This is a genomic window from Streptomyces sp. NPDC042364 (genome assembly GCF_056437585.1).
Map to the genome: position 1 here is coordinate 1 of NZ_JBWKAJ010000023.1, position 21,527 is coordinate 21,527.

General features: G+C 74.3%; 18 protein-coding genes. 7 read left to right on the forward strand and 11 right to left on the reverse strand.

Features of this window, described 5'->3' with window-relative positions; genetic code table 11:
• Positions 1 to 207 precede the first annotated feature (207 nt).
• Both AC067N_RS32275 and AC067N_RS32280 read left to right on the forward strand, forming a co-directional pair.
• Complete coding sequence (locus tag AC067N_RS32275) at positions 208 to 2,901, forward strand: bifunctional acetate--CoA ligase family protein/GNAT family N-acetyltransferase (RefSeq protein WP_478682454.1); 2,694 nt, start codon at positions 208 to 210, stop codon at positions 2,899 to 2,901.
• 621 nt (positions 2,902 to 3,522) lie between these two features.
• The gene (locus tag AC067N_RS32280; protein WP_478682455.1) at positions 3,523 to 4,455 is read left to right on the forward strand and encodes a universal stress protein; all 933 of its coding nucleotides are present in this window, start codon (positions 3,523 to 3,525) and stop codon (positions 4,453 to 4,455) included.
• 128 nt (positions 4,456 to 4,583) lie between these two features.
• On the opposite strand, the gene AC067N_RS32285 is transcribed toward AC067N_RS32280, so the two are convergent.
• The 5 genes from AC067N_RS32285 to acsA are packed head-to-tail and all read right to left on the reverse strand — an operon-like array spanning position 4,584 to position 10,243.
• Positions 4,584 to 4,835 (reverse strand): acyl carrier protein, encoded by a 252-nt coding sequence (locus AC067N_RS32285; RefSeq protein ID WP_478682456.1) that lies wholly within the window; start codon positions 4,833 to 4,835, stop codon positions 4,584 to 4,586.
• Entirely contained in the window at positions 4,832 to 6,349 is a 1,518-nt protein-coding gene (locus tag AC067N_RS32290) for a dihydrolipoamide acetyltransferase family protein (protein WP_478682457.1), read from the reverse strand. The genes AC067N_RS32285 and AC067N_RS32290 overlap by 4 nt, the downstream gene beginning before the upstream one ends.
• 2 nt (positions 6,350 to 6,351) lie before the next feature.
• Complete coding sequence (locus AC067N_RS32295) at positions 6,352 to 7,353, reverse strand: alpha-ketoacid dehydrogenase subunit beta (protein WP_478682458.1); 1,002 nt, start codon at positions 7,351 to 7,353, stop codon at positions 6,352 to 6,354.
• Complete coding sequence (gene pdhA / locus AC067N_RS32300; RefSeq protein ID WP_478682459.1) at positions 7,350 to 8,456, reverse strand: pyruvate dehydrogenase (acetyl-transferring) E1 component subunit alpha; 1,107 nt, start codon at positions 8,454 to 8,456, stop codon at positions 7,350 to 7,352. The genes AC067N_RS32295 and pdhA overlap by 4 nt, the downstream gene beginning before the upstream one ends.
• Positions 8,453 to 10,243 carry an acetate--CoA ligase gene (acsA, locus tag AC067N_RS32305; RefSeq protein ID WP_478682460.1) on the reverse strand — a complete coding sequence of 597 codons (1,791 nt, stop codon included), beginning with the start codon at positions 10,241 to 10,243 and terminating at the stop codon, positions 8,453 to 8,455. Before acsA ends, pdhA begins: the two co-directional genes overlap by 4 nt.
• A gap of 551 nt (positions 10,244 to 10,794) precedes the next feature.
• Between acsA and AC067N_RS32310 the strand changes: the two genes are divergently transcribed.
• Positions 10,795 to 11,808, forward strand: coding sequence for a CapA family protein (locus AC067N_RS32310; RefSeq protein ID WP_478682461.1), 1,014 nt, complete (start codon positions 10,795 to 10,797; stop codon positions 11,806 to 11,808).
• Between the two features lie 169 nt (positions 11,809 to 11,977).
• Positions 11,978 to 12,181: a hypothetical protein gene (locus AC067N_RS32315; protein WP_478682462.1), complete on the forward strand. Its 204-nt coding sequence runs from the start codon at positions 11,978 to 11,980 to the stop codon at positions 12,179 to 12,181.
• Positions 12,182 to 12,265: 84 nt separating this feature from the next.
• Here the strand turns inward: AC067N_RS32315 and AC067N_RS32320 are convergent, their stop codons facing one another.
• From AC067N_RS32320 to AC067N_RS32330, 3 genes are read right to left on the reverse strand one after another with little or no spacing between them, the layout of a single operon-like run.
• A complete protein-coding gene (locus tag AC067N_RS32320; protein ID WP_478682463.1) occupies positions 12,266 to 12,922 on the reverse strand; it encodes a DUF4389 domain-containing protein in 657 nt (218 codons plus the stop codon).
• Between the two features lie 30 nt (positions 12,923 to 12,952).
• The gene (locus AC067N_RS32325; protein ID WP_478682464.1) at positions 12,953 to 13,174 is read right to left on the reverse strand and encodes a hypothetical protein; all 222 of its coding nucleotides are present in this window, start codon (positions 13,172 to 13,174) and stop codon (positions 12,953 to 12,955) included.
• A 59-nt stretch (positions 13,175 to 13,233) separates the two neighbouring features.
• Positions 13,234 to 13,962 carry a CBS domain-containing protein gene (locus tag AC067N_RS32330; RefSeq protein ID WP_478682465.1) on the reverse strand — a complete coding sequence of 243 codons (729 nt, stop codon included), beginning with the start codon at positions 13,960 to 13,962 and terminating at the stop codon, positions 13,234 to 13,236.
• Positions 13,963 to 14,289: 327 nt separating this feature from the next.
• On the opposite strand from AC067N_RS32330, the gene AC067N_RS32335 reads away from it, so the two are divergent.
• The 3 genes from AC067N_RS32335 (at position 14,290) to AC067N_RS32345 (ending at position 18,732) form a co-directional block, all read left to right on the forward strand.
• Positions 14,290 to 15,165 carry a universal stress protein gene (locus AC067N_RS32335; protein WP_478682466.1) on the forward strand — a complete coding sequence of 292 codons (876 nt, stop codon included), beginning with the start codon at positions 14,290 to 14,292 and terminating at the stop codon, positions 15,163 to 15,165.
• Positions 15,166 to 15,343: 178 nt separating this feature from the next.
• Positions 15,344 to 16,246 (forward strand): universal stress protein, encoded by a 903-nt coding sequence (locus AC067N_RS32340; protein ID WP_478682467.1) that lies wholly within the window; start codon positions 15,344 to 15,346, stop codon positions 16,244 to 16,246.
• A gap of 116 nt (positions 16,247 to 16,362) precedes the next feature.
• The gene (locus AC067N_RS32345; protein WP_478682468.1) at positions 16,363 to 18,732 is read left to right on the forward strand and encodes a heavy metal translocating P-type ATPase; all 2,370 of its coding nucleotides are present in this window, start codon (positions 16,363 to 16,365) and stop codon (positions 18,730 to 18,732) included.
• A gap of 13 nt (positions 18,733 to 18,745) precedes the next feature.
• Here AC067N_RS32345 and AC067N_RS32350 read toward each other — a convergent pair whose 3' ends face one another.
• From AC067N_RS32350 to AC067N_RS32360, 3 genes are all read right to left on the reverse strand, one after another.
• The gene (locus AC067N_RS32350) at positions 18,746 to 19,735 is read right to left on the reverse strand and encodes an Acg family FMN-binding oxidoreductase (RefSeq protein ID WP_478682469.1); all 990 of its coding nucleotides are present in this window, start codon (positions 19,733 to 19,735) and stop codon (positions 18,746 to 18,748) included.
• A gap of 121 nt (positions 19,736 to 19,856) precedes the next feature.
• Positions 19,857 to 20,168, reverse strand: coding sequence for an SHOCT domain-containing protein (locus tag AC067N_RS32355; RefSeq protein ID WP_478682470.1), 312 nt, complete (start codon positions 20,166 to 20,168; stop codon positions 19,857 to 19,859).
• 180 nt (positions 20,169 to 20,348) lie between these two features.
• A complete protein-coding gene (locus tag AC067N_RS32360) occupies positions 20,349 to 21,224 on the reverse strand; it encodes a universal stress protein (protein ID WP_478682471.1) in 876 nt (291 codons plus the stop codon).
• Between the last annotated feature and the right edge of the window lie 303 nt (positions 21,225 to 21,527).

Genomic DNA, 21,527 nt, shown 5'->3' on the forward strand with positions numbered 1-21,527 from the left:
GCCGCCCGCTTGGGGCCGGGGGCCCCCGTGGGCGCCGCGCCCCGCCCCCCCCCCCCCGGGGGGGGGGGGGGCGGGGGCGGCCGGCCCCGCGGGGGGGGGGGGGGGGGGGGCCCCCCCCCCCCCCCCCCCCCCACCCCGGTCAGCCCAAGCGCCCCGGTGCCGCTCCGCCGGATGCTTCAAGTGCCGTGACCTTGGAGGAGATCCGCGATGACGAACGACGTGTCCGAGCGACCCCCGGTCCACGCCCTGCTCGCGGACGGCACCACCGTGTGCATCCGCCCCGTGGTGCGCGGCGACCGCGAACAGCTGCAGGGGCTCTACGAGGAGATGTCCCCCGAGAACCTGCGGCTGAGGTTCTTCGCGGCGAGCCGTCGCTCGGCGGCCCAGGCCGCAGACCGCGCCTGCGCCCCGCCCCACCCCGGCTACCGGGCACTGCTGGCAGAGGTGGACGGCCGGGTGATCGGCCTCGCCGAGTACGACGCCGGAGGGAAGGAGGAGGGGGCGGAGATCTCCATCGCCGTCGCCGACGGCCTCCATCACCGGGGTGTGGGCACCCTGCTCGTCGAACACCTGGTCTCGGCGGCCCGCGCGGAGGGCATCACCACCTTCACCGCGGACACGCTCAGCGAGAACCACGAGGTGCTGCGGCTCTTCGCCGACCTCGGACTGCGCACCTCCCGCCGCTTCGACGGCACTGAGGTGCGCCACACCTTCCACCTCGACATCGACGACGACTATCTGACCGCCGTCGAGGCCCGCGGCCGGTCCGCGGACGTGGCCAGTCTGCGGCCCCTGCTGAGGCCGGACACCGTGGCGGTCGTCGGCGCCGGGCGCCGTCCCGGATCGGTGGGGCGGGCCATCCTCCACCATCTGCACACCGGAGGCTTCACCCGCCGCCTCCTCGCCGTGAACCCCCGGGTGACATCGGTGCTCGGAGTGCCGTCCTACGCCTCCGTCTCCGCCCTTCCCCGGACACCCGACCTCGTCGTCGTGGCCGTGCCGGCCGCTGCGGTGCCCTCCGTGGCCGAGGAGTGCGGAAGGGCCGGCGTACGCGCGCTCGTCGTCGTCACGGCGGGGCTCGACCGCGACCAGGCCAGGGCACTGCTGGGTGCCTGCCGCACCTACGGCATGCGCCTCGTGGGCCCCAACTGCCTCGGTATCTCCAACACCGAGCCGGAACTGCGCCTCGACGCCACCTTCGCCGCCGATCATCCCCGCCCCGGGACGGCGGGCGTCGCCGTGCAGTCCGGAGGCGTCGGCATCGCGCTGCTCGACGGGCTGTCCCGGCTGGGCATCGGGGTCTCGTCCTTCGTGTCGCTCGGCGACAAGTACGACGTCAGCGGCAACGACATGCTCCAGTGGTGGGAGAGCGACGGCCGCACCGAACTGGCCCTGCTGCACCTGGAGTCGTTCGGCAACCCCCGCGCCTTCTCCCGTACCGCCAGGCGCGTGACACGCCGCATCCCCGTGCTGACCGTTGACGCCGGCCGGACCGACGCGGGCCGCAAGGCCGCGGCCTCGCACACCGCTGCCGCCGCCACCCGCACGATGACCCGGCAGGCCCTGTTCACCCAGGCGGGCGTCACCGCGACCCGCTCCGTCGGCGAACTGATGGAGACCGCCGCCCTGCTGCACTCCCAGCCGCTGCCGGAAGGCGCTCGCGTCGCGATCGTCACCAACGCGGGCGGCGCGGGGGTGCTCGCCGCCGACGCCTGCGCCGAGGCGGGCCTCGCGCTGCCCCCGTTCACCCCGGCGACGGTCGACGAACTGCTCGGCCTGCTCCCCGACGGCGCCGGCGTCGGCAACCCGGTCGACGCGACCGCCGCGGTCTCCGAGGAGCAGCTCACCGAGTGCGTGGACCGACTCCTGCGATGCCCCGCGATCGACGCCGTGATGGTCGCGCTCGTGCCGACCGCCGTCGCGGCGGCCACCGGAGACGACCTCGTACGGGCCCTCACCACGGCCCCCGGACGACGGTCGAAACCCGTGCTCGCGGTACGTCTGGAACAGCAGACGGCGGTACGGCTGCTGCCCGCCGACGGCGGCGGCACCATCCCCTCCTATGCCGAACCCCAGGCGGCGGCCCGCGCCCTGGCCCACGCCGCCGAGCGCGCGGCGTGGCTGTCCCGGCCCGCGGGCACCGTCCCCGACCTGGACGACGTCGACACCGAGCGGGCCCGCAAGGTCGTCGAGGGATATCTCGCCGCGCAGCCCGACGGTGGCTGGCTCGACCCGCGCACCGCCGCCGACCTGCTCTCCTGCTACGGCATCCCGCAGATTCCGTGGGCCTGGGCCGAGACCGCCGACGACGCCGTGGCCGCCGCCGACCGGCTGCGCGGCTTCGACGGCCGGGTGGTCATGAAGGCCCACTGGCCGGGGCTCCTGCACAAGACCCAGCACAAGGCGGTCCACCTCGACCTCCGCGGCGACTCCCAGGTGCGGGCCGCGTTCCACGACCTGGAGACCCGATTCTCGGGACTCATGACGGGCGTGGTCCTCCAGCCGCTCGCCGACCGGGGCACCGAACTGTTCGCGGGCGTCGTCCAGGACGAGGTCTTCGGGCCGCTCGTCCTGTTCGGACTCGGCGGGACGGCGACCGAGGTACTGGCCGACCACGCGGCCCGCCTCGCCCCGCTCACCGACCGCGACGTCCACGAACTCATCACGTCGCCGCGGTGCGCGCCCCTGCTGTTCGGCGCGAACGGAAGCAGCCCCGTCGACCTCGGACAGCTGGAACAACTCCTGCTGAGGCTCTCGCGGATGGCCGCCGACCTGCCGCAGCTCGCCGAGGCCGACTTCAACCCCGTCCTCGCGGCACCGGCCGGGGTCACCGTGCTCGACGCCCGCATACGCCTGCTGCCGCGCCGTCCGCACGACCCCTACCTGCGCCGACTGCGATGAGGACCCGAACGGCGCGCCCCCATGCCCTCCCCGGTCGCGCCGCATCGCAGGGCGACGCCGCGGTGCGACCGCCGGGCAGGGGGTAGGGGCGGCTGACGCCGGTACCCGGCCGGCCGGACCCGTGACGCGTACTCCGCGCGGGACGCGCGCTGCCCGGCCCCGGCCGGGTGATGGACCAGGCCTGGACCGGGGACACCAGGACCACCTCCTGGAGCACCGGAACAACATCCGGATGGCTTTCCCGCCACGGACGAGCGCGCCGGCAGGAACTGCTCCTCGTGGTCCCCCCACGTCGCGCGTTCCCGCTCCGGTACGGCGAGCGGCCGCTCGGCGGCGCTCGCGTGCAGTGCCCAGGCGTGGACGACACGCGGACGTACCCCTCGCGCCCGGGCACCGGCGAGAGCGAGGCCGACCGCACCGCCGACAGGGTCCCCGTCCATGCCGAGGGCGACCTCTGCGCAGCGGCGTTCGCCGGGCCGGACAGAGGCCGAACGGCCCGGCCGGCGCCGACGAGATCGTGCCCACGGGGGCCGAACGGACCGGCACCCGGGACTCGAGGTCCCTCGTGCCACGTGGTCGGGGGACAGCAGAGTGGAGTCACACCCCTCAAGGAGGTCCTCGATGTCCCCTACAGTCACCGTCGGTCTGGACGGCTCGGACGAGAGCCTGGCCGCGGCCGACTGGGCCGCTCGCGAGGCAGGCCTGTACGGTCTCCCGCTCCGCGTCGTACACGCCGGGAGGCAGGAGACGCACGCCTACGTCCCGTTCGCCGGCGAGCCGGTGCCGCCACCCGGAGCCGACCGGTCCGTCAGCCTGATGTCCGAGGCGCGGGGCCGGCTGGCTCACCGCCACCCCGGTGTGCGGGTGACCGTCGAGCGAATCCCCGGCCGGACGGTGCCCGCACTGGTCGCCGCCGCGGGCGAGTCGGAACTGCTCGTGCTCGGGTCGCGGGGCCTGGGCCGCGCGGACGGAGTCCTGCTCGGTTCCGTGGCCCTCGCCGTGGCGGCCAGGGCAGGTCGCCCGGTGGTCCTGGTCCGTTCCGGCGTGACGCGCGGGGCCGTGGGGGCCGCCGACGGGTCCGACGGGGTCGATGGGGCCGATGACTCCGTCGAGGGCGGGTCGGACCGGGACGTGGTGGTCGGACTGGACCTCAGCGCACCCGACGACCTCGTCCTCGGCTTCGCCTTCGACGCCGCTTCCCGGCGCGGCGCTGCGCTGCGCGTGGTCCACGGCTGGAGCGGCGAGCGGGTCACCCGTGCGGCGGAGGCCGCCCCCGCGGCGGAGCCCGGCCGGAACCGGCGGGAGGCCGGCACCCCGCCGCTGCCGGCCGACGTGCTGCGTCCGTGGCAGGAGAAGTACCCCGGCGTCCGCGTCATACAGGAAGCGGTGATCGGCAATCCGGGGGCGCACCTGGTGGACGCCTCGTCCGACGCCGCCCTGGTCGTCGTGGGTCGGCGCGGACGCGCGGGGAACGTCGGCCCTCGCGTGGGGCCGGTGACCCACCACGTCATCCAGCACGCCGTCGCACCGGTCGCGGTGGTACCGCACGACTGACGGCGTCCGGAGGGCCGAGGGGAGCGGGACCGGGAACACCGGTCCCGCTCGCACGGCTTCCCGCGGCCCCCCGGCACGGTCCGTCCGGGGGCCTTGCGGCCGGCCTCCGGGGCCCTGGGCGGGCCCGTTCAGGTGGTACGGGCGACGAGGAAGTCCGCCGTCCCCGCCAACGTGGTGAGCCGGGGCGCGTCCTCGTCCTCGATGCGGACGCCCGACCGCTCGCCGAGGATCTCGACGAAACTCAGGAAGTCCAGCGAGTCCATCTCCAGGGCGTCCCGGAACGCGTCGTCCGGCTCCAGGGAGGCGACGTCCGCGCCGGGCACGGCAGCGGAGATCGCGTCCCGGACCAGGTCCAGTGCGTCGGCTCGGTTGATGTTCACAGCTGCTCCGGATTCTGCAGAAGACGGGCGACCGCCGTGAGGTAGCGGGCACCCACGGCACCGTCGGTCGCCCGGTGGTCGGCGGACAGGGTCGCCGTCACCATGGGCCGCACCCCCAGCATGCCGTCGACGGCGCACGGCCGTTCGGCCACCCGCCCGAAGCCGACCAGGGCCACCTGCGGCGGATGGATCACGCCGAAGACGGTCTCCACACCCTGGTCGCCGAGGTTGGTGACCGTGAGCGTGGCGTCGGAGACCTCCGACCCCCGGAGCCGCCCGGTGCGGGCCCGGGTGACCAGATCCTTGAGGTCGGCCATCAGCCGTGGGAGCGCCAAGGTGTCGGCGTGGTGCAGCACGGGGGCGACGAGCCCCCCGCCGCGCAGGGACACGGCCACGCCGAGGTGGACGCCTTCGCCCGCCGTGAAGCGGTCGTCGGTCCAGAAGCCGTTCAGCTCGGGAACCTCCAGGGCCGCCAGGGCCGCCGCCTTGAGCAGCAGCGCCGCGGGCAGCAGCCGCTCACCGACGGGATGGCGTCGGTTGTGTTCGTGCAGCCAGCCCATGGCGGCGGCGAGATCGATGGTGCTGGACAGGTAGTAGTGGGGGATCTCCCGGTTGGCCCGGGTCATCAGCCCCGCGATCGCCCGCCGCATGGCCGCCGGCCGGTCCTCCGAGGACTGCGCCCGCGCAGACCGGCCTGCCTGCGGAGGCGTGGGCCGGCCGGCCCGCGACGCGGGGGCGTGCGCCGGGACGGGCGGACCGGCCGCCGCCGGGCCCGGCGCGGCCCGGCGCACGTCCGCGGCACGGACGGCCGAACCCCTGCCCGCGCCCGTCACCATGGCGACGTCCACCCCCAGTTCGGCGGCGAGCCGCCGCGCGAGGGGCGAGGCGCGCACACGGGGCCGCCGCGCGGCCGCCGCCTTCTCGACGTCGGCCCGGCTGACGCGGCCTCCCCTTCCGGAGCCGTGCAGCGCCTCCAGATCGACACCACTGTGCTCCGCCAGGTGCCGGACCAGGGGACCCGCCTCCACATGGCCCTCCGGCCGCCCTCCGGCCGGTGCGCTCGGCAAGGGGGCCGCCGGCTCAGGCTCGGGCCCGGAGGCCACCGTAGTCGGCTGCTCGGAGTCGGCAGCCGGCACCGTCCCGGGCTCGTCACCGGTGTCCGGCACTGCCGGAGACGGCCCGGGAACGGTGGCGGCCGCCGGGACGGGGCGCTCGGGCTCGGGCTCCCGCCGCGGTGGACGGGAGTGCCGGCGCCCGTGCGACGCCTCCGGCTTCCCCGACGGCGGCCCGATCACGGCGAGCGGGGTCCCCACCGGTACCGTCGCGCCGGGCTCGACGAGCAGCCTCGCCATGGTCCCGGACTCGAAGCACTCCACCTCGATGGTCGACTTGGCGGTCTCGACGACCGCGACCGGATCGCCCCTGCGGACGGGATCACCGGGCCGCACCAGCCATTCCAGGAGTGTGCCCTCGTCCATGTCCGCGCCGAGCGACGGCATGGTGAACTCGGCCATGTTCAGTCCACCGCCCGATGGACGGCCGCCACGATGTCGGCGCTCTGCGGCAGGGCGGCCTCCTCCAGCTGCCGCGCGTACGGCATGGGCACTTCCGCACTGCACACCCGCTCGACGGGCGCGTCCAGTTCGTAGAACGACTCCTCCGCGATCCGGGCGGACACCTCGGCGGCCAGGCTTCCCGTGCGCCATGCCTCGTCGACGACCACCGCACGATGCGTCCGGGCTACGGAGGCGGCGATGGCCGCGGCGTCCAGGGGGCGCAGGGTACGCAGATCGATCACTTCGGCGCTGATGCCCTCGGCGGCCAGCTCGTCCGCCGCCGTGAGCGCCTTGGGCAGCGAACCGCCGTAGGTGATCAGGGAGATGTCGGTGCCGGGCCTGCGGATCGCGGCGTGATCCAGGCCGACGGGGGCCGTGGAGGCGGGCAGTTCCCCCGAGACGTTGTAGAGACCGCCGTGTTCGAAGATCAGTACGGGGTCGGGGTCGGCGATCGCCGGGGCCAGCATGTGGCGGGCGTCCTCCAGGGTGGCGGGGGCCAGGACACGGATGCCGGGGATGTGCGCGTACCAGCCCTCCAGGCTGTGCGAGTGCTGGGCGGCGAGCTGCCGTCCGGCGCCCGTGGTCATACGGATGACCAGCGGCACGGGCAACTGGCCGCCCGACATGTGCAGCAGGGTGGCGGCGTTGTTGAGGATCTGGTCGAGGGCCAGCAGGCTGAAGTTGACGGTCATGATCTCGACGATCGGGCGCAGCCCCGCCAGGGCCGCGCCGATGCCGGCGCCCACGAACGCGGACTCCGCCAACGGCGCGTCACGGACGCGTTCGGGACCGAACTCCTCCAGCAGGCCCAGGCTCACACCGAAGCACCCCCCGTACCGGCCCACGTCCTCACCCATGAGGAACACCCGCTCGTCGGCGAGCATCGCCTCCCGCAGCGCCTCGCGCATCGCCTCACGGTAGGTCGTCTTCGTCACGTGCGTACCGTTGCCGCCCACGGTCATCCCACCCTCCCCGCCGAGGAGCTGGTGACGTGGTGGAGCAGCTGTTCGACGGGTTCCTCGGGCGCCTGTTCGGCCGCCTCGACGGCCTTGTCGATCTCGTCGGCGACGCGCTGCTCGATCCCGGCCAGTGCCTCGTCGTCCAGCTCGTCCGTCTCGCGCATGCGGCCGGTCAGCACGTCGATCGGGTCCCGCTCCTTCCACCGCTCGACCTCCGTCTTCTCGCGGTAGCGGTCCGGGTCGTACATGGAGTGGGCGCGGAAACGGTAGGTGCGCAGTTCCAGGAAGTGCGGTCCGGTGCCGGTGCGGATGCCCTCGACGGCCCGGCGGGCGGCCAGTTCGACCGCCTCGACGTCCATGCCGTCCACCGCCCGGGCGACCATGCCGTACGACGCGGCGCGCATCGCGAGGTCGGTCTGCGCCTCGTGCCGCTCCAGGGCCGTGCCCATGGCGTAGAGGTTGTTCTCACAGACGAGCAGCAGCGGCAGGTTCCACAGCGCCGCCAGATTCGCGGTCTCGTGGAACTCACCCTCGGCGAAGGCGCCGTCGCCGAAGAAGCAGCAGGTGACGCGATCCTGTCCGCGCATACGGTCGGCGAGGGCGAGACCGGCGGCCAGGGGCAGACCGCCCGCGACGATGGCGTTGCCGCCGTAGAAGCGGCGTTCGGCGTCGAAGAGGTGCATGGAGCCGCCCCGGCCGCCGCTGCACCCGGTGGTCCTGCCGTACATCTCGGCCATGACCGCCTCGGCCGTGATCCCGCGGGCGAGGGCGTGGCCGTGCTCGCGGTAGGTGGCGACGACCGCGTCCTCGGGCGTCAGCGCCTCGTTGACGCCGACGGCGACGGCCTCCTCACCGATGTACAGGTGGACGAAGCCGCGGATCTTCGTGGCGCTGTACAGCTCGACGCACCGTTCCTCGAAGCGCCGGATGCGCAGCATCGACTCCAGCAGGTCCGCCCGGTGCCCGGCGGCTCCCGGGCCGGACGGAGGTCCGGTGGCCGCCCCGCGTCCGGCCGCCGAGGCCCTCTTCACGGTCTTGGCCGTCTTGGCGGTCCTGGGGGCGGCCGCCGGGTTCTTCCGCGTGCGGGTGGGGCGGGCAACGCTCATGCGGATCCCTCCAGAGTCGACAAGTCGCCCGTGGGCAGACCGAGTTCACGCGCACGCAGCAGACGGCGCATCACCTTCCCGCTGCGGGTCCTGGGCAGGTCCTGGTCGAAAGCGATCTCCCGGGGGGCGACGGCGGGACCCAGCCTGCGGCGGCCGAAGGCCAGCAGTTCCCGCTCCAGAGCCGCGGTCGGCTCGGCGCCGGGGCGCAGCGACACGAACGCCTTGACGACGTTCCCCGCGACGGGGTCCGGCCGTCCGATCACTCCGGCCTCGGCCACCGACGGGTGCTCCATGAGCGCGCTCTCCACCTCGAACGGGCCGATCAGATGCCCGGCCGACTTGATGACGTCGTCGGCGCGCCCGACGAACCAGAACCAGCCGTCGGCGTCCCGCCGGACCAGATCACCGGTCAGATACCAGCCGTCCGCGAACGCGGCGCCGTAGCGCTCCTCGTCGTGCAGATAGCCGCGGAACATCGACGGCCAGCCCGGCCGCAGCGCCAACTCGCCCTCCACGTCCGGCTTCTCCACCAGGGTGACCCTGCCGTCGACCACCAGGGCGCGGCCGTCCTCGCCCTGCTCCAGGACGGCCGCCTCGACACCGGGCAGCGGCCGGCCCATGGAGCCGGGCCGGATGTCGCAGGCCGCGAAGTTGGCGATCATGATGGAACCGGTCTCCGTCTGCCACCAGTTGTCGTGGACGGGCAGGCCGAGCACATCCCGGCCCCACACCACGGCCTCCGGGTTGAGGGGTTCGCCGACGGAGGCGATGAACCGCAGCGCCGACAGGTCGTGGGAGCGCGGCAGGTCGTACGGGCCCTGGCGGGGTGTCGCGCGCATCAGCATCCGCAGGGCCGTGGGCGCGGTGTACCAGACGGTGACCCGCTGCTCGCCGAGAATCCGGTACCAGCGCCGGGCGTCGTAGTCGCCCTCGTCCACGACCACCGTCACACCGTGGACGAGCGGGGCGATGATCCCGTACGACATGCCGGTGACCCAGCCGGGGTCGGCGGTGCACCAGTACACGTCCTCCGGGTGCAGGTCGAGTGCGTAGGAGGCCGTGGCGTGGTGGGCGACGACCGCCTCGTGCACATGGACGGCGCCCTTGGGGGCGCCGGTCGTGCCGCTCGTGAAGTGCAGGAGTGCCATGTCCTCCGGTGCCGTCGGCGGGATGGCGAACGTCTCCGGGGCCGTCGACGTCAGCTCGTCGAAGGACAGCGTGCCGTCCGGTTCCTCGGAAGCGGGCCCGACGAGGAGGACGTGTTCGAGGCCCGGCAGCGACTCCCGCCGGCCGGCGACCTTGCGCCGGTACAGGTCCGCGGTGGTCACCAGGACGCGGGCGTCCCCGAGCCTGAGCCGCTGCTCCACCGGGTCGGGGCCGAACGCGGAGAACAACGGGCACAGGACACTGGTGTTCTTCAGCGTGCCGAGGACCGCCGTGTAGAGCTCGGGACAGCGGCCGAGAAGGGTGAACACCCGGTCGCCGCGGCCGACGCCGAGCGACCGCAGTACGTTCGCGAAGCGGGCCGTACGACGGGCCAGTTCACCGTACGTGACGGTCGAGACGGTGTCGTCCCGGGCGACGCAGCTCAGCGCGACCCGCTCCGCCCGGCCCGATGCCGCGTGCCGGTCCACGGCCTCGTGGGCCATGTTGAGCCCGCCGTCGGGCAGTCCGTCGAGCGCGGCGCGCGCGTGCGACCAGCTGAAGTCGGAACGGGCGCGGTCGTAGTCGGTGAGGCGGGGCGCTACGACCGGTGTGGCGTCCTTGTGGATCGTTTCCCAGTGCATGGGTCTCTCCTCCCGGCACTGCCCCCGCTCTCCAGAGTCGCCGAGTCGGGCTTGGGCCGCATGTCGGTCGGAGGACGCGCAGGACAGGGCCGGTAGACGTGTGGCGGTCTGTGGGCTCTGCGGTCTGTGGTCTGTGGTCTGTGGTCTGCGGACGGTCGGACGGTCGCGGGCGAGGGACAGGTGCCTGCCAGGTGCGGTGCGTTCGCCGGACGCGCCTGCGGGCGGGCGGCCTCAGGAGCGCTGCTCCCTTCGGCCGAAAACGACGACAGGGGGGGTAGCGGCGCGGCCCGCGGCCGTGGCGCCCGGGTGCCCCGCAGCGGGGCGCCGGTTCGGCGCCGGCCGTGACGGCGCTCGTCGGCGGCCCCGCGGCCCCGCGGCCGCGATGCGCGGTTCGGGGGGTGCAGACTGGCAGCAGTACGACTGTGCGGTGCCTGGTGCGAGCCCGCGATGCCGCGCCGGGGCGACGGGGAGGCGTTCACGGAAGAACGCGTCGGCCGGTCGCGCGCCGGGGGCCGGAGCCGCCACCCCGCCCCGGAGAGGTGTGAAGGACCATGACGGTGAGGATCGCGCTGGCCGGGGACACGATGCTGGGCCGGGGAGTCGCCGAGGTGCTGGCGCACACCAGGCCACGGCCCCTGTTCACCCCCGCCGTGCACAGGATCGTCGAGGACGCGGACCTGTTCCTGCTCAACCTCGAATGCTGCGTCTCCGACCGAGGTGCTCCCGCCGACCTGCCGGGCAAGACCTACTTCTTCCGCGCCCCGCCCCGCGCCGCCGGTCTCCTGGCCGACATCGGCGTGGACGTGGTCTCACTGGCCAACAACCACGCCCTCGACTACGGCCCCGAAGCACTCCTCGACACCCGGGACCACCTGGCCGGCGCGGGCATCCGGACCATCGGAGCGGGCGCGACGACGCGCGAGGCCCGCGCCCCGCTGATCCTGGAAGCGGGCGGACTGCGCATCGGGCTGGCGGCGGTCACGGATCATCCCGCCGAGTTCGCCGCCGGGGACGACAGGCCCGGCGTGGCCTACGCCGACCTGTGGAACGAGGACGTGCCCGACTGGCTCGCGGACACCGTGCGCGCCCTGGCCGAGGACACGGACCTGGTCCTGGTCAGCGTGCACTGGGGACCCAACATGACCACCCGCCCCGTGTCGCATGTGCACCGTGCCGCCCGCGACCTCACGTCCGCCGGGGCGGACCTGGTGATCGGCCACTCCGCCCACGTGTTCCACGGGTTCACACGCCACGTCCTGTTCGATCTGGGGGACTTCATCGACGACTACGCCGTCCACCCGGCCCTCCGCAACGACCTGGGGCTTCTCTGGAGGGTCACTCTCGACACCCATGACGTGCTGCGTACCGAGGCCGTACCCCTCTCCCTCGACTTCGCCCGCACCCGCCTCGCCGACCAGGCGGAGTACGGCTTCGCCGCCGACCGGCTCGTCCGCGCCTGTGCCGACCTGGGCACCCGGGTGACCGACGAGGGCGACCGCCTCACCGCCGTCTGGCCGCCTCGGAGGCGCCCGGCCGGGCCTCGGGCACCGGGCGGGCGAAGGTGACGCCCTCGCCGGGGCGTCGGCGCCCCGGCCGGCGCAGGGGCTGGTCGGCCCGGCGGCGAGGGTCCGTCCAGCCCCCGCGCGGGTACCGCTCGGCTCATGGGCCCGCGACCGTCCCCGCGGTTGTCTGGTGGCAGGGACGGAAACAGTCTGACCAGGGAGGGCGAGGACAGTGGTGACGACTCTGACACCGGAGTTCTGGGAGCGGTCCGCGGTACTGCTCGTCCTGGCGGTCGGCCTGACGGCGGTCCTGACCGCCGCCCTCGACACCCTCGCGGTCCGTGTGCTGCGCCGCCGGAACCGCGGGCCCCACCGCACACCGCCGGTGACCCGTCCGCTGCCCGGCAGGGGACGGCACACGACGGCCCACAGCTGAAGGCGGCCCGCGGCGCGGGCCGTTGGCGCTCCACGAGGACGGCGGCACCGGTGCCGACACCGGTGCCGCCGCCTTCGGTCACGGTCACGGACGCGGACCGGGTTCCTCACCGCCCTGGTCGAGCCGGAACGGCGGGTACACGTCGGTGAGCAGCGCGGCATAGGCGGCCACGCGCAGCACCCAGCGGTTCAGGCCCGTCACCAGGTCGAACAGGCCGCGCGGATACCGGCCCGTCGCGGCCAGCGCGATGCCGGCGAACAGCACCAGCAACCCGATGAGCCCTCCCGAGAACCACCCCACCCGTACGCCGCCGATCAGGAACCCCAGCACCAGGTAGTGCGGGATCGCCAGCAGCCACCACTTCACCAGGACCAGCCCGCGGGACAGCTGCCGCGGGTACTCCACCTCCCAGCGGGCCGGGTAGTCGGGGACGTCGGCGAGTGTGAAAGGCGGGTAGCGGTCGGTGCCCAGGCCGCCGTACGCGTAGTACGCCACCCGCCAACTCCACCGCAGTACACCGACGTTGAAGTCGAACACCGGCCGCGGGTAGCGGCCGGTGAAAAGGATCGCGAAGAACGCGAACACGCCGGCCCCCACGAACGCCACCCAGAGGAACGACAGGACGACGTAGTGGGGGAGCGCCAGCAGCCACTTCACCAGCCACAGCCAGCGCGAGAGCGGAGTGTCGAGCCTCGCGCTCAGCCGAGCGGGGTGGGATGACGCGACGAACTCCGTGCTCATGAGGACCGATCCCTTCGTCGTGGGCGAGGGTCACTTCCGGAACTCCCGGTGGTCGTCGTGCTTGCCGAAGTAGTGCCGCTCCTCGACGAACTCCCGCTCACCGGGACGCAGGACCGCACCCGGTGTCGAGAGGAAGGCGATGAGTCCGACCACACCGGCCACGATCAGCGAGAAGCCCACGACGAACGAGCTGTATCCGAACACCAGGCAGGCACCCACCACGGTGGCGACGATGAGAAGCAGGGGAATCATGACGGCCGTCCTTTCTCCCCGCTGCGGACTGATACGGGTCCGAGTGCCGCGGCACCCGGTCAGAGCTTGTGCAACCAGTTGTCGGCGATGCCTCGCAGCGCCTGCTCGGAGGGCCGCAGACGACTGTCGTCGATGCGGTGGCCCAGATGGTCGACGACCTCCACGACGCCGTCGAGACGGCGTGTCATACCGACCGCGATCGGTATCTCGCTGCGCCGTTCCAGCTGACCGGTCAGGGTGACGACTCCGTTCTCCACATGGACGTCGACCGCCTGCGGGCCCAGCCACAACGTGTCGACGAAGACCTCCTGCTGTACGTCCCGCCGGATCGCCTCGTCGTCGCGCAGGAAGACCTGGAGCAGGTCCCGGCGCGTGACGATGCCCACGAGCCTGTCCTCCTCGTCCACCACGGGCAGCCGCTCGACGCGATGCTCGGCCATCCGCCGGGCCGCCTCGACGACCGTGGCCTGGGCGGGCACCGTGATCGCGGGAGCGGACATCACCCCGTCCGCCGTCGTGGCCCGGTTCTCGGCGTCGGCGCGCCGGGTGCCGCGGCCGAACAGCCGCCGAAATCCCGTCCGGCGGTCCGAGGGCCGCGGTTCCCGGGCCTGGTGCAGCACCAGGTCGGTCTGGGAGATCACACCGATGACCTTGTCGTCCTCGTCGACCACCGGCAGCCCGCTGATGCGGTGCTCCTCCAGCAGGCGCACCACTTCCTTGAACGGTGTGTCCCGCCGTGCCGTGACGACCTCGTCGACCATGAGTGCGCCTGTCTTCGTGGTCTTCATGGCGGAGCCTCCCTTTCCTGCCGCAGCATCAGGCGCCCTTTCCGGGGCCTCCCTTCCAGCTTCCGGTTGACGGGCCCACCCGCGCATGGGCTGAGCGGGCCGGAGTGTGGGCCGAGCGGCCCTCCGGAGCGTGCGCCGTGGAGCCCGCGCCGACCGGGACGCCACATCCGGCGAAGCACGACACCCTCTCGCGCCTCAGCCATGGGCCGAACGTCCCTCCTGCGCGGCCCGACCCGCCCTCCTGCCCTCCGTCACGGGGTGCGACGGTGGAGAGGGCGGACCCTGCGCGCAACCCCCACGGCAGGCGAACGGAAGGCGGTGGGAACGATGACGCTCCCCCTGGTCGTAGGTGTCGACGGATCGGGCCCCGGCCTGCTGGCGGTCGACTGGGCGGTGGACGAGGCCGCCCGCCACGGTCTGCCGCTGCGGCTGACGCACGCCTCCCGCTGGGAGCGCTACGAGGAGGCCGCACCGTCCATCAGCCTCGGTCGTCCCGCCGAGCGTGTCCTGGCGGAACACATCGTCGCCTCCGCCGCGGAGCGCGCCCTGCTGCGCAACCCCGAGGTCAAGGTCACCACCGAGATCGTTCCCGACGACCCGGCGGGCGCCCTGCTGGAGGCGGGGAAGGACGCCTTCGCGCTGGTGACGGGATCGCGGGGCCGCGGCGAGCTGAAGGGCCTGCTCCTCGGCTCGGTCGGGCTGGCGGTTGCGGCCCGCGCGCACTGCCCCGTGATCGTGGTCCGAGGCGACGGGGCGCTGCCGCCGACGGCCCGCGAGCGGATCGTGCTGGGCGCGGGAGACCCCGCCACCGGCGCGGAGGCCGCGTACTTCGCCCTCCGCGAGGCAGAGGTACGCGGATGCACCCTGGACGCCGTCCGCGCCTGGCGCCGCCCCGCGCACGAGAGCGCCGACGACCCCGCCCTCGTGACCGAACCGGCCCGCCGGCACGAGGCGGAGGCATCCGCCCTCCTGGACGCGCTGCTGCGGGGCCCCGTGGCCGACCACCCGGGAGTCCGGACCCGGCGCATCACGGTCGAGGGAGCGGCCCACACCCTTCTCGTGAACCGCTCGGCCTCCGCCGACCTCGTGGTCGTCGGCGCCCGGCGCAGGCACGGTCACTTCGGCCTCCAGCTCGGCCGGGTGAGCCACACCCTCCTCCACCACGCGGACTGCCCGGTCGCCGTCGTCCCCCAGACGTCGTGACCGCCGCCGACGGCACCGACGGCCGGCCGCGGCCCGCCGACCGACAGCCCGCCCGGCCGAGCCGCCGGACCGGCAGGGGCCGGTCGGCCCTCCGCCGGGACCCGCCGGCCCCTGCCCGCGCGACGCCCCCGGCCTGACGCTGGTATCGAAGGACAGACCTACTGCCGGAGGTGCCGAGATGCGTCCACCCGTTGTCGCCGGAGTCGATGGATCCGCCGAGAGCCTGGCCGCCGTGGCGTGGGCGGCCCGCGAGGCCGCACGCCGGGACCTGCCGCTGCACCTGGTGCACGTACTGGACCGGCCCACCCGCCGCCGGGAGGACGAGATCGCGCACGCCGCCCGACGGCACCTGGGCCGCAGCCATCTCAGGCGGGCCGAGGACCGTGCCCGCGCCGAGTGCCCCGGCGTCCGGCTCTCCGACGAGCAGATGGAGGGCCCCGCCGTCGCCGCGCTGCTGAAGGCCGCCGACCAGGCCGACACCCTGGTCCTCGGCTCGCGCGGGCTGAGCGGCTTCACCGGCTTCCTCGTGGGCTCCGTAGCGCTCGGCGTCGTCGCCAGGGCGACGCGCCCCGTCGTCCTCGTCCGTGCGGAGGAACAGGCCGAGGACGAGCATCTGCCGACCGGCGCCGGACAGGCCTCGGCCGACACCGGTTACCGGGACGTCGTGGTCGCCGTCGACCTGGACGACAGCTGCGACGAGGTCATCGAGTTCGCGTTCGAGGCGGCCCGGCTCCGGCAGGCGCGACTGCGGGCCGTGCACGCCTGGCACCCGTCCGGCCCGATGGGCCTCGGCCCCGGCGACGTCGCTCTGGTGGACGGGCCCCGCCAGGGTGAGGAGTGGCGCGGCTTCCTCGACGCCGTGCTCCGGACCTGGCGCGACAAGTACCCGGACGTGGAGGTCCTGGAGACGGTGGTGGAGGACAAACCCACGACCGCGCTCGTCCGGGCCGCCTCCGGAGCGAGCCTGCTCGTCGTCGGGCACCGCCTGGGCGAACGCACGCTCGGGCCCCGCACCGGACCCGTCACCCACGCCGCGATCCACCACGTCGCCTGCCCCGTGGCCGTCGTACCCGTGCTGTAGGGCGCGCGCGGCCCCCGCCGGGCGGATCCTTGTCGTGGGGGCGGCCGGCGAGGCACGACGAGGATCCGCCCGACGCCGACTTCCCTTGCCACGTCGCCAGGACCGAGGTGGGTGTCATGGACCACTCCCGCAACACGAGGGCGGGGCTCCGCCGGCTGCGCTCGGCGATCGATTCCGTCCACGGTGAGCCGGTTCTCCTGGCGGTCACGGGAGCCGCCCTCGTGGCCGGGGGCGCCGCCCGGGCCGTCGGGGCGGACGCCGCCGCCGACCTGTGCTGGGCCCTGGGCACCGTCGCCGCCGTCGTACCGGCGGTGGTGTGGGTGCTGAACGCACTGCGGCACGGCAACGCGGGTGTGGACGTGATCGCCGTGCTCGCCCTGGGCGGCACCCTGGCCGTCCGGGAGTACCTCGCCGGTGCCCTGATCGCCCTGATGCTCGCCACCGGCCGCACCCTGGAGTCCGCGGCGCAGCGGCGGGCCTCCCACGATCTGCGCGCCCTGCTGGAGCGGGCTCCCCGCACCGCCCGGCTGCGCACCGCCACCGGGGTACGCACGGTGTCCCCGGCCGAGGTCGCCGTCGGGGACCTGCTCGTCGTCGGCCCCGGCGAGGTGATCCCCGTCGACGGGCGGCTGGAGAGCGGCGCCGCCGATCTCGACGAGTCGGTGCTGACCGGAGAGCCCCTCCAGATCGCCCGCGCACGCGGTGAGGCCGTACGCAGCGGTGTGATCAACGCGGGCGGCGCCATCGAACTCCGCGCGACCGCCACCGAGCAGGACAGCACCTACGCCGGCATCGTCCGGCTGGCACGGCAGGCGGGGGCGGAGTCCGCTCCCGTCGTGCGGCTGGCCGACCGCTACGCGGCCTGGTTCCTCCCCCTCACCCTCGTGGTGGCGGGACTGGCCTGGCTGGTCAGCGGCTCCGCGGTCCGCGCGGTCGCCGTCCTTGTCGTCGCCACGCCGTGCCCTCTGCTGCTGGCCGCACCGGTCGCCATCGTCTCGGGACTGTCCCGCGCCTCCCGGCTCGGCGTGGTCGTCCGCGGCGGGGGAGCCCTGGAGAACCTGGGCCGGGCACGCACCCTCCTGCTGGACAAGACCGGCACCCTCACAGGAGGCCGGCCCCGAGTCCTGGACGTCGCGGCCGAGCCCGGCCGGGACCCCGCGGAGGTGCTGCGTCTGGCGGCGTCCGTCGACCAGTACTCGCCGCACGTCCTGGCGCGGGCCATCGTGGACGCGGCCCACGCACGCGGCCTGAGGCTGTCGGCGCCGTCGGACGTCACCGAGGAAGCCGGGCGGGGCGCCTCGGGCACCGTGGACGGCCACCGGGTGTCCATCGGCCGCCTCGGGGACCCGGCCGACCGGCCCGCGTGGGCGCGTGCCGCCGACAACCGGGCGCTCCTCGACGGCGCGGCCGTCGCCTGGCTGACCGTCGACGGACGGGACGCCGGTGCCGTCCTCCTGCGCGACCCCGTACGACCCGACGCACCGCGCACACTGCGGCATCTGCGGTCGGCGGGCATCGAACGGCTGCTGATGCTGACCGGCGACCGCGCCGAACCCGCCCAGGAGGTCGCCACCGTCCTCGGCCTGGACGGCGTACGCGCCGAGCTGAGCCCCGCCGGCAAGGTCGCCGTCGTACGCGCCGAACGCGAGCGCGCGGTCACCGTGATGGTCGGCGACGGCGTCAACGACGCCCCCGCCCTCGCCGCCGCCGACATCGGCGTGGCCATGGGAGCGCGCGGCTCCACCGCTTCCTCCGAGGCGGCGGACATCGTCCTGACCACCGATCGCGTGGACCGTCTGGCCGACGCCGTCCTCATCGCCGTACGCGCCCGGCGGATCGCCGTGCAGAGCGCCCTCGGCGGCATGCTGATGTCGCTGGCCGCCATGACCGCGGCCGCGTTCGGCCTGCTGCCGCCCGCCGCCGGCGCGCTGCTCCAGGAGGGCATCGACGTGGCCGTCATCCTCAACGCGCTCCGTGCGCTGCGGGTCGACCGGGCCGTGCGACCGGCCCTCACCCCCGCGGCCGAGGCACTCGTCCACCGCTTCGCGGCCGAGCACGACGACCTCCAGGACGTCCTGGAAGCCGTACGGAGCGCCGCCGACCGGCTCTCCGACAGCACCGGCCCGCAGGCCCTCGCCGCCGTCGAGGAGGCGCACCGGCTGCTCACCGAACGGTTGCTGCCGCACGAGGAAGCGGAGGAGCACCAGCTCTATCCGGCCCTCAACCCCGCCCTCGGCGGACCAGAGGCCACCGCCACCATGAGCCGCGCCCACACGGAGATCGCCCGCCTCTCCCGGCGCGTCACCACCCACCTCGACCTGGCCCACGCCGACGGCGGCCTCGCTCCGGAGCAACTCGACGACCTGCGTTCGTGCCTCTACGGCCTGCACACCGTGCTGCGCCTGCACTTCGCCCAGGAGGAGGAGAACTACTTCTCGCTGGCGTCCACGCCGGCCGAGGCCGACGCAGGCGGGCCGGAACGATGAGTCACGGGCACGCTCACTCGATGGTGAGCACCTCGTCCACCGGGCGGCGCGGTGTCGCCGGCCCCGAGGGCCCGTAGCCGAGCCGGATGACCATCTGTACGAACCCCATCGCCGACTCCGGGTCGCGCGTGATCCAGCGGACCTCGGGCCGTTCGAGGGCCTGGGAGGTGAGCGAGGTGGCCAGTCCGTCGAGAGTGGCCTGGAGCAGTACGCGTTCCATGGCCTGCCCCGCCACCAGCCAGTCCCTCGGCCGGTCGTCCCTGGTCCCCAGGAGGGCCAGCTGGGGCACGCTCTCGAACACGGCGGTCTCACGGCCCGGCAGCGGCTGCCGGCCGGCGAAGTCGCGGACGGGCGCCCCACCGTGCTGCTTGCGGGGGCCGAAGGCGTAGTCGGGCACCCCGTCGCCCGCCGACGTCGCCGCTTCCGCGCCGGTGCGGACCCAGCGCCTCAGCTCATCGGCCGCCGCCGGGTCCTGCGCGTCCCGCCCCTCGGCGTCCCGGACCGAGTCCAGCAGGGTCTGCACATGCCAGGTGTCGGGGAACGCCAGCCGCGCCCCCTCCAGCAGGGCGGCGGCACTGAGGCCGTCCCTGATGGCTTCGGGCACCGCCTCGCCGGAGAAGGGCTGCCTGCTGGTGCGGCGCCGGCGGATCGCCGGGTACAGCGGGGCCAGGTCGTCCTCGGGGGGAGCCTGGTCGGTGAGCCGTACGATCGCCAGCAGTTGCGGATCGGAGGGATCGGGCAGCAGCTCGGTTACCGGGGTCCAGCCCGCGTGGGCGGCGGCGACGCGCAGATTGAACAGGGCGGCGGCGCAGCCCAGATGAAGGGCGCGGGTGGTCGGGTCCGTTCTCGGCATGGCGCGGCCGAGGTCCGCGTGGACATGGAAGGCGCCGTCGCCGCGGCGGAAGCGGAACCTCCACGGCTGGGCGTTGTGCATGGACGGAGCCGCCGCGGCGTCCTCCACCAGGGCTGTCACGGTCTTCGTGTCGAGTGCGTGTACGGGCACCACAGCTGCTTCCCTCCAGTGCCGACCGGCCGGGGTGCGGATCGATGACGTGCCTGTTCCCACTGTTCCACGCGGCACGGCGCTCGCGCAGCCGAAGCCGGTCCCGGGCCGGCCGATCGGTTCACCCCTTGCCCGACCCTGCGGCGCCGTGCGAGCGCAGGACGGCCAGACGGCGCTGGTACTCGTCCTCGTCGATCTCGCCCCGTGCGAAGCGCTCGGCCAGGAGCTGTTCGGGGGAGGGGCCGGGCCGCGGACCACCGGGAGGCAGCCCCGTCCCGGCCGACGGCGCGGACAGGGACCGGAAGAGAAACACACCGAAGGCGATGAGCGCGGCCCAGAAGAGGATCATGCCCGCCGACATGACGAACCAGCCCCACCCGCCGGGATCATGGCCGTACCAGAACATCACGGTCACCCGCTTCCCTGCGATCACCGGGCGGGGCCCTGACCCGCGCCTGCGGCGTCCACCTCCAATGTCGTCCCCGGCCGGCCCCCCGTCATGGGCCGAAGAGGCAGACGCACCGGGCCGTTGGTCCCTCACCGCCGGACGAGGACCGGGGACGGCGGGCGGCACGGCCGCGAGGCGGACCGCTCACCCGGGGAGTTCGCACGGTCAGTCGTGCGGTACCACCGCCACAGGGCAGCGGGCATGATGGACGGCCGCCTGGGCCACGGGACCGAGCCGGGGGACCGGGGCGTGCCGGTGCCTGCGACGCCCGACGACCAGGAGCCCGGCGTCCCCGACAGCCGACAGGACCGCTCGGGCGGGGCTGTCCAGGCGGACGGTGTCCGACACGTCCACGCCCGGGAACTTCTCCCGCCACGGGTGGAGCGCCCGGATCAGCGCCTTGTCCGCCTCCTGCCTTGCCTCCCGGGTCACGGTGTGGTCCACGCCCCATGGGGTGAACGCGTGCAGCGGCACACCGCGGCCGTGCACGGCGCGCAGGGGCACACCGCGTGCCGCGGCCGTGGTGAAGGCGAAATCCAGCAGGTCGTCGGAGGGGCCGTGCAGCTTCAGCGCCACGACCACGGCGCCCTCCGCCCCCGATCCGCGCGGGTGTCCCTCGTCTCTCCGCTCGGCCCGCACCAGGACCACGGGCCTGTCGGCGTGCGCCACGACGGACAGGCCGATGTCGCCGAGGAAGTAGCTCTCCGCCGGACTCACGCCCCGTGAGCCGAGGACGAGCATCTCCGACTCGGCCGCCGCCTGGATCAGTGCGTGCTGCGCGTCGTCCGCGACCAGGTTGCCCACGACGGTGAGACCCGGCTTGCGGGCCTGGAGTTCCGCTTTGGCGTTGTGCACCAGCCGCCTCGCCCAGTAGTTCTGGTCCACCTCCGAGGGCAGGCTCGTGGGTTCCGGGACGAGCAGGGGCCATGCGTGCAGCAGGCGCAGGGTGAGATTGCGCCGCTCGGCCTCGTCGGCGGCCCAGTGGGCGGCGGCGATGCTCTCGGGTGAGCCGTCGAGGCCGACGGTCAGGGCTTGTTCCATGGGGCTGCCTCCGTCTCGTACGAAGCCGTCAGGACGGCGGGCGCGGCACCGTCCGGGCTGTCGCCGCCCCCGCCCGTCGGGTGCGGGGCGGGCCGGCCGGGCGCGCTCGGCGCGGTCGCGCGAGCGCCGGGGCCGTCCGGCGGGGCACGGCCCTTCCACATCGAGGACTACCTCAGATCGCCGCCGGCCGCACGCGGTCCCCGCGTACCGCGGTACGCCGCTCATGTGGGCCGTGCCGGGCAACCGGCGGGGTGGGCCGGGTGTCCGGTGGCGAGGACCCTTCGGCCCTATGCCGGCTTCGCG

Coding starts and splice junctions, on each gene's coding strand:
- AC067N_RS32275 (WP_478682454.1), top strand. CDS start 208: ATGACGAACGACGTGTCCGAGCGACCCCCGGTCCACGCCCTGCTCGCG.
- AC067N_RS32280 (WP_478682455.1), top strand. CDS start 3,523: ATGTCCCCTACAGTCACCGTCGGTCTGGACGGCTCGGACGAGAGCCTG.
- AC067N_RS32290 (WP_478682457.1), bottom strand. CDS start 6,349: ATGGCCGAGTTCACCATGCCGTCGCTCGGCGCGGACATGGACGAGGGC.
- AC067N_RS32295 (WP_478682458.1), bottom strand. CDS start 7,353: ATGACCGTGGGCGGCAACGGTACGCACGTGACGAAGACGACCTACCGT.
- pdhA (WP_478682459.1), bottom strand. CDS start 8,456: ATGAGCGTTGCCCGCCCCACCCGCACGCGGAAGAACCCGGCGGCCGCC.
- acsA (WP_478682460.1), bottom strand. CDS start 10,243: ATGCACTGGGAAACGATCCACAAGGACGCCACACCGGTCGTAGCGCCC.
- AC067N_RS32310 (WP_478682461.1), top strand. CDS start 10,795: ATGACGGTGAGGATCGCGCTGGCCGGGGACACGATGCTGGGCCGGGGA.
- AC067N_RS32320 (WP_478682463.1), bottom strand. CDS start 12,922: ATGAGCACGGAGTTCGTCGCGTCATCCCACCCCGCTCGGCTGAGCGCG.
- AC067N_RS32325 (WP_478682464.1), bottom strand. CDS start 13,174: ATGATTCCCCTGCTTCTCATCGTCGCCACCGTGGTGGGTGCCTGCCTG.
- AC067N_RS32330 (WP_478682465.1), bottom strand. CDS start 13,962: ATGAAGACCACGAAGACAGGCGCACTCATGGTCGACGAGGTCGTCACG.
- AC067N_RS32335 (WP_478682466.1), top strand. CDS start 14,290: ATGACGCTCCCCCTGGTCGTAGGTGTCGACGGATCGGGCCCCGGCCTG.
- AC067N_RS32340 (WP_478682467.1), top strand. CDS start 15,344: ATGCGTCCACCCGTTGTCGCCGGAGTCGATGGATCCGCCGAGAGCCTG.
- AC067N_RS32345 (WP_478682468.1), top strand. CDS start 16,363: ATGGACCACTCCCGCAACACGAGGGCGGGGCTCCGCCGGCTGCGCTCG.
- AC067N_RS32360 (WP_478682471.1), bottom strand. CDS start 21,224: ATGGAACAAGCCCTGACCGTCGGCCTCGACGGCTCACCCGAGAGCATC.